This window comes from Kitasatospora purpeofusca (assembly GCF_034043715.1).
In the GTDB taxonomy this organism is placed as follows: domain Bacteria; phylum Actinomycetota; class Actinomycetes; order Streptomycetales; family Streptomycetaceae; genus Kitasatospora; species Kitasatospora purpeofusca_A.
Genome location: NZ_JAXCLC010000125.1, coordinates 1 through 11218, shown reverse-complemented (window position 1 = coordinate 11218; position 11218 = coordinate 1). Strand labels below are relative to the sequence as shown.

General features: G+C 75.3%; 9 protein-coding genes and 2 pseudogenes. 3 read left to right on the top strand and 8 right to left on the bottom strand.

The window, feature by feature from the left end; genetic code table 11:
* Window positions 1-107 precede the first annotated feature (107 nt).
* A pseudogene (locus SM793_RS35340) lies at window positions 108-1687 on the top strand (GAF domain-containing protein).
* Window positions 1688-1735: 48 nt separating this feature from the next.
* Here the strand turns inward: SM793_RS35340 and SM793_RS35335 are convergent.
* From SM793_RS35335 to SM793_RS35315, 5 genes are all read right to left on the bottom strand, one after another.
* The gene (locus SM793_RS35335) at window positions 1736-2119 is read right to left on the bottom strand and encodes a pyridoxamine 5'-phosphate oxidase family protein (RefSeq protein ID WP_320442437.1); all 384 of its coding nucleotides are present in this window, start codon (window positions 2117-2119) and stop codon (window positions 1736-1738) included.
* Between the two features lie 125 nt (window positions 2120-2244).
* Entirely contained in the window at window positions 2245-2946 is a 702-nt protein-coding gene (locus tag SM793_RS35330; RefSeq protein WP_320442436.1) for a response regulator transcription factor, read from the bottom strand.
* Window positions 2947-3157: 211 nt separating this feature from the next.
* Window positions 3158-3796 carry a hypothetical protein gene (locus SM793_RS35325; RefSeq protein WP_320442435.1) on the bottom strand — a complete coding sequence of 213 codons (639 nt, stop codon included), beginning with the start codon at window positions 3794-3796 and terminating at the stop codon, window positions 3158-3160.
* Window positions 3797-4238: 442 nt separating this feature from the next.
* Window positions 4239-5180, bottom strand: coding sequence for an NADP-dependent oxidoreductase (locus SM793_RS35320; protein WP_320442434.1), 942 nt, complete (start codon window positions 5178-5180; stop codon window positions 4239-4241).
* Between the two features lie 143 nt (window positions 5181-5323).
* The gene (locus SM793_RS35315) at window positions 5324-6184 is read right to left on the bottom strand and encodes an alpha/beta hydrolase (protein WP_320442433.1); all 861 of its coding nucleotides are present in this window, start codon (window positions 6182-6184) and stop codon (window positions 5324-5326) included.
* A gap of 140 nt (window positions 6185-6324) precedes the next feature.
* On the opposite strand from SM793_RS35315, the gene SM793_RS35310 reads away from it, so the two are divergent.
* On the top strand, window positions 6325-6990 hold the full coding sequence (locus tag SM793_RS35310; protein WP_320442432.1) for a response regulator transcription factor: 666 nt from the start codon (window positions 6325-6327) through the stop codon (window positions 6988-6990).
* A 7-nt stretch (window positions 6991-6997) separates the two neighbouring features.
* Here SM793_RS35310 and SM793_RS35305 read toward each other — a convergent pair whose 3' ends face one another.
* From SM793_RS35305 to SM793_RS35295, 3 genes are all read right to left on the bottom strand, one after another.
* Complete coding sequence (locus tag SM793_RS35305; protein WP_413816107.1) at window positions 6998-8221, bottom strand: sensor histidine kinase; 1224 nt, start codon at window positions 8219-8221, stop codon at window positions 6998-7000.
* A gap of 163 nt (window positions 8222-8384) precedes the next feature.
* Window positions 8385-9770, bottom strand: a complete 1386-nt coding sequence (locus SM793_RS35300) for an FtsX-like permease family protein (RefSeq protein WP_320442430.1) — start codon at window positions 9768-9770, stop codon at window positions 8385-8387.
* A 5-nt stretch (window positions 9771-9775) separates the two neighbouring features.
* Window positions 9776-10528, bottom strand: coding sequence for an ABC transporter ATP-binding protein (locus tag SM793_RS35295; protein ID WP_320442429.1), 753 nt, complete (start codon window positions 10526-10528; stop codon window positions 9776-9778).
* 327 nt (window positions 10529-10855) lie between these two features.
* On the opposite strand from SM793_RS35295, the pseudogene SM793_RS35290 reads away from it, so the two are divergent.
* Window positions 10856-11218: pseudogene (locus tag SM793_RS35290) on the top strand (hypothetical protein); the annotation flags it as partial.

Genomic DNA, 11218 nt, shown 5'->3' with positions numbered 1-11218 from the left:
GGCGACCTCGGGCGCGCCCGGCCCAGCTGTTCGCCGGCACCCGTGGCGCTCTCGCCGCGGCGTCGCCGGCCGGTCGTCCGCCCGTCCGCCCGTCCGTCCAGGCGAGGATCGACGCGGCCCGGGGCACCCGGGACCGGCTGCACAGTCTGCTGGAGGTAGTCCTCTCGGTGGGCCGGGAGCTCGACCTGACGCAGGTGCTTCGGCGCATCGTGGAGGCGGCCGCCGTACTGGTCGACGCCCGGTACGCGGCACTCGGGGTGATCGGCCCCTATCCGACGGGCCGGGGCCTCCTGGGGGAGCTGGTCCGCCGACCGGAGCCGCTTCGGCTGGCGGACCTCTCGGAGCACCCGTCGTCGTACGGCTGCCCGGTGCACCATCCGGTGATGCGGGCGTTCCTCGGAGTGCCGGTGCGGGTGCGCGAGGAGGTGTTCGGCAACCTGTACCTGACCGACAAGCCTTCCGGCGAGGAGTTCGACACCGACGACGAGTCGGTGATCTCCACGCCGGCGGTCGCGGCCGGGGTGGAGATCGACAACGCCCGGCTGTACGAGGAGGCGCAGGGTCAGCAGCGCCGGCTCGGCACGAGTGCGGAGATCACCCGCGGTCTGCTGTCGGGCGGGCCCGTTCGGAGGTGGTCGAGCTGATCGCGCGTCGGGCGCGGGAGATCACCGGTGCGGAGCTCTCGGACGTCTCGGTGCCCGTGCCGGGGACGGGGACGATGCGGGTGGAGCTGGCGCTGGGCGGGGACGCGGCCGGGAGGCTGGGCCTGGACGTGCCGCTGGCGGGCACGCCGGCGGGCGAGGCGTGCGCGCAGGGCACTCCGGCGGCCACGGTGGACCTGGCCGGCGATCCGCGGTACCCGGCCGGGCCGTGGCGGTACGACGGTCTCGGACCGGCGGTGGCGGTGCCGTTGAACCGGGCGGGCGGTCCGGTGGACGGTGTGCTGTTGCTGGCCCGGCGGACGGCGGAGTCGGCGTTCACGGACCGGGAGATCGGTCCGCTGCTGGGCTTCGCGGACCAGGCGGCGCTGGCGCTGGAGCTCGCCGAGCGGCGCCGGGACGCCGAGCGGTTGGTGATGCTGGAGGACCGCGACCGGATCGCCCGTGACCTCCACGACCTGGCGATCCAGCGGCTGTTCGCGACGGGGACGACCCTGCAGAGCGCCGCCCGGCTGATCGACCACGCCGGCGTCTCCGACCGGGTGCTGAGGGCGGTGGGGGACTTGGACGAGACGACCAAGATCACCCGGTCCACGATCTTCGGGCTGCGGGCGCGCGAGGCGGAGGGCGCCCAGGGGCTGCGGTCGCGGGTGGTGCGGGTGGCCGAGGCGGCGCAGGCGGCGGTGGGCTTCCCGCCCCGGGTGAGCATGGAGGGCCTGCCCGACACGGATGTGCCGGCGGAGGTGGCCGACCACGTGGTGGCGGTCCTGGGCGAGGCGCTGAGCAACGCCGCCCGGCACGCAACGCGCCGGGCGGGTCGAGGTGGTGCCGCAGGCGACCGGGTCGCGGGTACTGCTCACGGTGCAGGACGACGGGGTGGGCGTCGGGGTGGGCGTCGCGGCGCAGGGGCGGAGCAGCGGGCTGGGCAACCTCGCTGAGCGTGCCGGGAGCCTGGGGGGATCCTTCGAGCCGGCGAGTCCCGGGCCGGCGGTACCCGGTTGGCCTGGTCGGTGCCCCTCGTGCACTGACCGGGCTCCCGGGCGGTCGGGTTCGGTGCCCGGACCGCCTGAGTGCGGTCAGGGCCCGGCCGGGCGTGTCGGCGGGAACAGGCGGCCGCTCACCAGTTCGGGGAGGATCCGGACGGTGACCGTACCGGTCGGACCGTCCGCGGTCCGCACCGGCAGGACGTCGGCGCGGCCGAGGACGGTCACGCTCCAGCCGCTGCCTTCCGCGGCGTCGAGCTCCCCTGCCTCGAAGGCGACGATCGCGCCGGACACCGCGCGGATCAGCTCGGACTCGGCGCCGGCGCTCAGCAGCACGCTGCCGTCGGCGCCGAGGCGGTAACGGGCGGGGCGGACGGCGGGCAGCGCGTCGACGGTGTAGACGACCCGGCCGACGGCGAGGCCGGCGAGGCGTCGTCGGCATTCCCACTCGTCCAGCGTCGTGGAGTGAGGTGTCATGACATCGATGGTGCCCGCGCACCGGGGCCCGGGGGAGAGGCCGTTGGTCCCCGGTGGGCTGCCGACCGGACCTGCCCGGTCGGGCGCCCCGGTCGGTCGGTTCAGCGGCCGGTTCGGCGTCGGGTTCAGCGGCTGGGCCGCTCGGCCGGCCGGGGGTGGCCGTCCAGGGTCCGGGTGGCGATCAGGGCGGCCTGGACGCGCCGTTCCACTCCGAGCTTCGCCAGCAGCCGGGAGATGTGGTTCTTGACGGTCTTCTCGGCGAGGTAGAGCCGCTGGCCGATCTGGCGATTGGTGAGCCCCTCGCCGACCAGGGCCAGGACCTCCCGCTCGCGGTCGGTGAGCTGGGGCAGGTCGGAGCTCGGCGCGGGGGTGGCGTCGCCGCGCAGGCGGGCCATCAGCCGGGTGGTGGCGCCGGGGTCGAGCATGGACTGGCCGGCGGCGACGGTGCGTACGGCGGAGACCAGGTCGGTGCCGCTGATCTGCTTGAGGACGTAGCCGGAGGCCCCGGCCATGATGGCGTCCAGGAGCGCCTCCTCGTCGTCGAAGGAGGTGAGGATCAGGCAGGCCAGGTCGGGCATCCGGGAGCGCAGTTCGCGGCAGACGGTCACCCCGTCGCCGTCCGGCAGCCGCATGTCGAGAATCGCGACGTCGGGGCGCAGCGCGGGGACCCGGGCGAGCGCCTGCGCGACGGTGGCGGCCTCGCCGACCACCTCGAGGTCGGTCTCGGCGTCCAGCAGGTCGTGGACGCCCCTGCGGACCACCTCGTGGTCGTCCAGCAGGAACACCTTGACCGGGCCGTGCGTCCCGGCCGCCGGACTCTCCATCATGAGCACTCCAACCCCGTGGGCCCGCCCTGGTGGCGGGTCGTGTGAAACCTTCGCGAAGTCTGGCGTGGTCGGGGGTGGTTCCGATAGGGCCGGACGGCCCTGTTCCGTCCGTTCGTTCCGTCCGTTCTGTTCGTTCCGTCCGGGCTGCCGGGCTGCCGGGCTGCCGGGGTGCGCCGGGCGGGTTCCGCCGGGGCCGTGGTGCCGCCCCGGGTCAGTCCTGGTGGCTGTCGCGCGGGGCTCGGCCGCTCCACACCGGCTCCAGCCGGGCCCAGGCCCGCGTCCAGGCCCGGTCGGCCCGACGGTCGAGCGCACTCAGCCGTACGCGGAGACCGGCGGCGGCGAGGACACTGAGCAGGCCGAAGAGGAACAGGCCCAGGCACACGGCGTCGGCCACCAGGCTGGTGGTGCTCGGGGGCGTGGCGGCCAGGTGGCCGTCCCGGTCGACCCAGATCCCGATGGCGGCGCCGGGCTCGGTGTTCCGGGGGACGTCGATGACGCCGGTGTTGGTCCGGCCGGCGGGAAAGTCCCACGCGGCGTCCGCGCGGTAGGCGGTCCTCCCCCCGAACACGGTGGCCTCCGCCTTCCGGGCGGAGCCCGCGACCAGGGCCTCGACGCGGTACAGGAGCGCGGTCGCGACCGTGGTCCGCTGCTGTTCGGCGGTGAGGCGGACGGCGGCGGCCCCGGCCCCGAGAAGCCCGGCGAGCACGACCCCGAGAACCGTGAGCACCACGGCGCGGCTCCGCGCCCGGTCGACGGCCCGGCTGACCGGATTGCGCTCCCGTCCCAGGGTGCGGCGCAGGTGGCCGCACGGCGGCGCGGGCGGACCCTCGGGCTGGTGGGTGCTGTTCACGGCGGTGCTCCTTGTCGCTGCACGGACGGGCGGTGGTGAGGGGCGTGCTCCGAATCTCCCGTCCGGGGGCCGGTCACCAGAAGGGCCCGAAGGACCCGGTGACGGGCCGGTGGTCCCGGTCGACCCGGTCCCGCCCGGCACGGGGCATCCGCCCTCGTGCGGACCAACGGCGGCGGATCGGAAGCGGTCACCTCGCAATCTCCTGATCGTCCCGACCTGGACGGCGCCGGCGTCGGCAACGCCGGTACGACCAACGCCGGTACGACCAACGCCGGTACGACCTGCCTGCGCGCGGCCCAACCCGGACGGCATGGGCCCCGACCAGACGCGGCTGGTCGGGGCCCATGGCGTGGAGAAGCGGGAAACCGGGCGCCGGGCCCGGCGAGTTCAGCCAGAGCCGGGGCAGCCACCTTCTCGACCTGACGGATCCAGCACGTCGGAACTACGGTACAAGGACGATCTTGCCCTGCACCCGGCCGGTTTCACTGAGCTCGTGGGCCTTCGCGGCCTCGGCGAGCGGGAGCGTCTCCGAGATCGTGGGGCGTACGCCGTGGGTGTCGACGAGTTCGGCGAAAGCGGTGAGCACGGCGGGGGTCGGTTCCAGGAAGAACTCCACGAAACGGATGCCGAGTTCCGCGGCGCGGGCCGTCACCTCGGTGCGGTCCACGCCGACGCCGACGACGTCGACCAGGATGCCGCCCGGCTTGAGGGTGAGCAGGGAGCGCGGGCCGTAGTCGTTGCTGACGGTGTCCAGCACCGCGTCGATGCCGCGCAGGACCGAGAAGTCCTCCACCCTGTAGTCGACCAGCTCGTCGGCGCCGAGTCCGCGCAGATAGTCGTGCTTGGCGGCGCTGGCCGTGCCGATGACGTACGCGCCCCGGGCCTTGGCGATCTGCACGGCGAGGTGGCCGACGCCGCCGGCCGCGCCGTGGATCAGCACCCGCTGGCCGGGCCGGACATCGGAGAGCGTGATCAGGGCCTGGTAGGCGGTGAAGCCGGAGATCGGCAGCGCCGCGGAGCCGACGTGGTCGAGGGTGCGCGGCTTGGGCGCGATCCGGTCCTCGGTCACCACCACGTGGTCGGCGTGGCTGCCCCGCGGCGGGACGGTCCAGCCGTAGACCTCCTCGCCCACCGCGAAGCGGGTCGCGCCTTCGCCGGTACCCTCGACCGTTCCGCTGAACTCGTGGCCCAGCACGAACGGCGGTGGGCCGAAGAAGTCCACCTTGCCGATGCGGACCTTCCAGTCCGCGGGGTTCATGCCGGTGGCCCGTACGCGCACAAGGACCTCGCCGGGGCCCGGCCGGGGAAGGGGTGTCTCGGCGAGTTCCAGCACGTCGGAACCCCCGATGGCCTGCTGTGTGACTACCCGTGTCATCGTCGTCATGCGGACCATTCTGCCGCTTGATGATCATGAAAGACGAGCAGTTTCGTACCCGGTCTGCCACGAAGGACACCGCCCGGTGCGGCAATTCTTCGCCCGGTGGTCGGCTCCGGAAGTCCTTCGGGGGTCGGCTCCGGAGCCGACCACTACGCGGCGACCCGGCTCAGGAATTCGCCGACGGTCCGGACGAAGAACTCCGGGTCGTCCAGCCACGGGACGTGCGCGGCGCCCGGCTGGACGACGAACTCCCCGCGCGGGAAGAGCGCCGCGGCCTCCGCTGCCTGGCCAGGACGGGGGGACGGGTCCAGTTCGCCCGCGAGCACCAGCACCGGCGCGTCGAGCTCGGCCAGCACCTCGCGCACCGCGGTCGCGTCGTCGAACGCGCCGGGGCCGGGGTAGGTGTGAGCGGCCTCCTCGTTGCAACCGTCCTCGCCCAGGGCGGCGTGGGCCTGCGCCGCCGCGTCCCAGCGGCTGTAGGTGAGGCGGTCCAGGAACCGCCGGTCGTCCTCGGTCGCATCCCCGGCCATCGCCCGCTCGAAGGCGGGCACCGCCTCGCCGTACCAGGGCTCGCCGCTGCGCAGCGCGAACGCCTCGCGCCATCCCTCGGGCGGGAACCCGATCCCGGCCGCCCGGGCCCGGGCGGCCACCAGCACCAGCGACCGGATCCGGTGCGGATACCGGCCGGCGTAGAGCAGCGTCAGGTCGCCGGCGGCGGAGTGGGCCAGCACGTCGATCCGCTCCAGTCCGAGGTGGGCCCGGAGCGCCTCGACGTCGTCCACCTGCCGGTCGACGCGGTAGCTCGACGGGTCGGCCGGGGTCTCGGACTCCCCTGTGCCACGCAGGTCGAGCAGCACGAGGGAGCGCCCTGCGGCGGTCGGCAGGCCGCCCAGGTCACCGAGGTAGGCGCAGGCCTGCATCGGGCCTCCGGGGAGGCAGATCAGCGGATCGCCCTCCCCCACGAGGCGGTAGGCGAGGCGGATTCCGTCGGGAGCGGGAAAGGTCGGCATCCGGCCATCCTGACACCGGCCGTCGTGATGTTCTCCACCGCGCCGTTGTTTGGAGGAGGTGACCACGAACTCGAACCCGGTCAACCGAGGGGCGAGCCGAGAGACAGAGCGCCGGATCCGGCGGACGCGATAATGGCGTCATGATCGACAAGCGGTTGCGCGTGGTACTGGCCGAGGACTCCGTCATCCTCCGGGACGGCATGGTCGAGCTGCTCGGCGCGCGGGGGTGCGAGGTGGTGGCCACCGCCGGTACCGCGCCCGAGCTGCTCGCCGCGGTGGCCGAGCACCGGCCGGACGTCGCCGTGGTGGACATCCGGATGCCGCCCACCCACACCGACGAGGGGATCCGGGCCGCCGTCGAGATCCGTTCGACCGCCCCGGGGACGGGCATCCTGGTGTTCTCCCAGCACGTCGAGACGGCCTGGGCGGCCCGGCTGCTGGCCGGCGGCGCCGCGGGTATCGGCTATCTGTTGAAGGAACGCGTCGCCCGGACCTCGGAGTTCATGGACGCGCTGCACCGCGTCGCCGACGGCGGTACGGCGCTCGACCCGGAGGTGGTCACCCGGCTGATGCGCGGCGCGCGCCGGCGGCTGGTGGACACCCTCACGCCGCGCGAGCGCGAGGTGCTGGAGCTGATGGCGCAGGGCCACTCCAACCGCTCGATCGCCACGCTGCTGGTGGTGTCCGAGCGGGCGGTGGAGAAGCACGTGGCCGCCGTCTTCACCAAGTTCGACCTGCCGGCCACGGACGTCGACAACCGGCGGGTGAAGGCCGTTCTCGCGTACCTGGCCGACCAGGAGGGGTGACGGCGGCTCACAGCGCCGTCGGGAGGTCGGCCGTGACCGTGGTGGGTCCGCCGGGCGGGCTGTTCACCCGCAGCACCCCGTCCACCGCCGCCAGCCGCTCGGCCAGACCGGTCAGGCCGCTCCCGCCGCCGGGTGCCGCCCCGCCCCGGCCGTCGTCGCGCACCAGCAGCCGGACCCGGCCGTCGGCCGCGCGCACCGCGAGTTCGGCCGAGCGGGCCCCGCTGTGTTTGGCGATGTTGGTGAGCAACTCGGCGACGCAGTAGTAGACCGCCTGTTCGATGGCCGGCTCCGGCCGTTGACGCAGGTCCAGACGGGTGTCGACCGGTACCGGGCAGGTCGCGGTGAGACCGGGCAGGGCCTCGCCGAGGCCGCCCTCCGGCGTCACCGGATGGATGCCCCGGGTGAGCAGCCGGAGTTCGGCGATGGTGTCGTCCGTCTGCCCGCGGGCGCGGGTGACGAGCGCGCGCAGTCGCGCGGCGTCCGCGGGCGTGCCGGGCCCGGGGGCCGGGTCCGGCAGGGGCGGTCCGACCCGTCCGACCGGTCCGACCGGTCCGACCGGGCCGAGCGCGTCCTCGGCGAGCGCGAGCGTGATCGCCAGTGCGACCAGTCGCGCCTGCGTGCCGTCGTGCAGATCGCGTTCCAGCCCGCGGAGCCGGTCGGTGTTCGCCGCGATCAGCCCGGTGCGGGCGTTCTCCAACTGCCGTACACGCTGCTGCGCTTGGACCGGTCCGAGCAGGACCCGGGCCAGCCGCCGGTTCACCCCGCTCAGCGCCCGGACCGCGCCCGGCGTCGAGGCCAGCAGCACCAGGCCCAGGGGCACCGCGACGAACTCCGGCCAGCCGCCCGCCCGGGGGCCGGGTTCCAGCAGCCGGATCCAGAGCGGGAAGCCGACGAGCCACCCGCCGCCGAGCGGAAGCAGCACGGCGGCCGCGAATCCGAGAACGCCCAACGGCAGGCGCAGCACCAGGTGGAGCAGCACGCGCCAGGCGACCGGATCGGCGAGCACCACCCGACCCCGGGCCAGTGCCCCCGCCGGGCGGGGCAGCGGGGGCGGCGGCTCGATCCGTTCACCGAGCAGCCGGTCCACCAGCCACCGCTGCGGTGCGCCGAGGCGGCGCACACCCAGCAGCGCGAGGACGACGAACGGCAGGCCGACCACGGTCAGCGAGAGCAGGACACCCGCGTACAGGACCGCGATCGCGCATAACCCGCCGAGCAGCGCGACCGGCAGCCCGAGGACGGCGAAGGCCCAGTCCCCGCCCCGGACGGCGAGGTGACGCCGCCACCCGGGCGCGGCGCTCCCGCCCGTGTCGTCGGCCGCGCCCCCGCCCGTGCCCGTGCCCGTGCCCGCGCCCCCGCCCGCGCCCGTGCCGCCGGCCGGGCGGTCGGCCCGTTCAGTCACGGCCGCCGCCCACCAGCTCCGCCGCCGGTCCGCCGACCGCCCAGCGGCCGGTGACCAGGATGCCCGGCAGGACCAGTGCCGCCGCGCCCGCCACGATCCACCCGCAGGTCGCCACCGGCACCGGCGGCACTGCCGAACCCGTCACCGCGGCGCTGAACGCCGAGGTCGCCGCGCCCGCGACCGCCGCGCCGAGGAGGACGCCCACCGCGGTGGTCAGCACCGCCTCCGCCGAGAGCATCCGCAGCAGCTGCGGGCGGGTGGCGCCCACCAGCCGCAGCAGGGCGAACTCCCGGCGCCGGTCGGCCGTCACGGCGATCAGGGTGTTGACGACGGAGACGGTGGCGAAGCAGACCAGCATCGCCAGCTCGGTCTGCCGGAGCCAGATGTCGGTGGCGGAGGTCACGGAGGAGGCGGAGGAGGCGGAGCCCCCCGCCGCCGCGGCGCGCCCGGCGATGAACGTCATGATCGACATGGTGCCCGACAGCCCCACCAGCAGTGCGACCGGCACCACCGCGGACGACAGCCGCCGCGCGTAACCGCGCAGGTTGGCGTCGGCCAGCCAGCCCGCTCCGGGCGCCAGCACCCGGAGCGGCCCGCCCAGGACGGCCGCCAGGAGCCGTGCCGCGAACGGTCCCACCAGGGCGACCGCGACCAGCAGCACCAGCGAGGCGAGCAGCGCGGCCTGCCCCGCCCGGTCCACCTGGTCGGCCGGCCGCGTCGCCGACAGCCGCAGCAGCAGGACACCGCCCACCAGCGCGCAGGCACCGGCGAGCAGCCGCAGCGCACCGGTCCGCGCGTGCTCGGTCGAGCTCGCGGTCAGCGCCGCCGCGGGCGCGATGCGGGAGATCCGCCGGGCCGCGACGGCGGAGGCCGCCAGCCCGACGAGCAGTACGACGGCGAGGGCGACCAGCATCGGCACCGGCGTCCCCGGCACCCGGACGGCCGGCGACGCCATGCCGCGCCGCTGGAGCGCGGCGAGGAACCACCGGGCGCCCACCGCGCCGAGCGCCCAGCCCGGCCCGGTCACCAGCAGGGTGGTGACCAGGACCTCGCCGCGCACCAGCCGCCGGGTCTGCCGGGGCGTCGCCGCGACCGTGCGCAGCAGCGCCAGTTCACGGTGCTGCTGACGGAGCGCGAAACCCAGCGCGTTGACCACCACGAAGAACGCCACCAGGACGGCGATCTCGCCGAACGCCCCCGCGATCACCATCAGCCCCGGCCCGGCGGACGCCTTCCGGACGGCCGCGGGGGTGGCGAGATCGGCGGCGAACAGGGAGCCGAACAGGGTGACCGCGGCGACGGCGAGCAGCAGGGCGACCGCCGTTCCGGCGAAGGCGGCCGGACGCCGACGCAGCTGTCCGAGAACGAGGGAGGTCATCGCGCTCACCCGCCCAGCCGGCTCAGGCGCTCGCCGACCTCGGCGGCGGTGGGGCGCTCCAACTCGTCGACCACCCGGCCGTCGGCCAGCATCAGCACCCGGTCCGCGTACCCGGCGGCCACCGGGTCGTGGGTCACCATGACGCAGGTCCGGCCGTCCCGGTCCACCCCGGACCGGAGCAGGGCCAGCACCTCGTGCCCGGTGGACCGGTCCAGGGCGCCGGTCGGCTCGTCGGCGAACAGCACCTCGGGGCCGGAGACCAGGGCCCGGGCGATCGCCACCCGCTGCTGCTGACCGCCGGAGAGCTGCCCCGGCCGGTGCCGCTCGCGCCCGGCCAGGCCGACCCGGGCCAGCGCGTCCAGCACCTGACGCCGGTCGGGCCGCTGCCCGGCCAGCCGGCCGGGCAGCTCCACGTTCTGGGCGACCGTCATGGCCGGCATCAGGTTGAAGGCCTGGAACACGAACCCGACCCGGCTGCGCCGCAGCTCCGCCAGCCGCCGCTCGGGCAGCCCCGACACCTCGGTGTCGCCCCACCGGACGGTGCCCCGGGTGGGCCGGTCCATCCCGGCGAGGCAGTGCAGCAGGGTGGTCTTCCCGGAGCCGGAGGGCCCCATCACCGCGGTGAAGGTGCCCGGCGCGAAGGCCACGGACACCCCGCGAAGTGCCTGCACCGCGGCGCTGCCGCGTCCGTACTCGCGGTACAGCTCGTCCGCCCTCGCGGCGGCCACGGTACCGGTGGTCTGCGTCGTTCCGTTCATACCGCCATCCTGGGCGGCCGCCGCGCACCGATCGATGGTGCGGCCCCCCGAACCGGGGGTTCGGTTTTCCGAACCCCCGCCCGGTCAGGGAGCAGCGGCAGCCGACGGTCGACGTGGAGCGGCCCTGGCGATCGCCCTCGGCCGGGCGCCCGGCCGGCCCGGTGATCAACGCACGCCGACGGGCCGGGCCGGCCGGGGCCGATCACCAGGCGGGCGGCCGGCCCGGTGACGGCGGAGACCGGGCAACCGGCGGTACGCATTCCTACAAGACCCCAGCCACCGCGCCCGGACACGATGGACCTCCGAAGGACCCCGCAAGGAGGTTGCATGATGGAACGCCTGCACGTGGGAACCATCAAGAAGCGTCTGCTGGCCGTACCCGTCGCCGTCGCCGCAGCCCTGGCGGTGTGCGTCGCCCCCGCTGCGTCCGCCGCCCCCGCTGCGACCGACCCGGGCGCCGCTCGCGCGGGATTCTCGGCGCAGGCCCGCAGCCTCGGACTGGACAGCTCCCAGGCCGAGAGCCTGCAGGCCCGGGTCGACGGCTACCTGGCCAAGACCCCCGGGGCGAGTCAGGTGGCCGCCAACAGGATCACCCTGAGTGGGGGCGGCGAGCTGCTGCTCACCCTGCCGGGGGAGGAGCGCGCCCGCGACGTGGGTGCCGCGGGCAACAGCCCGGCGCTGTCCGCGAGC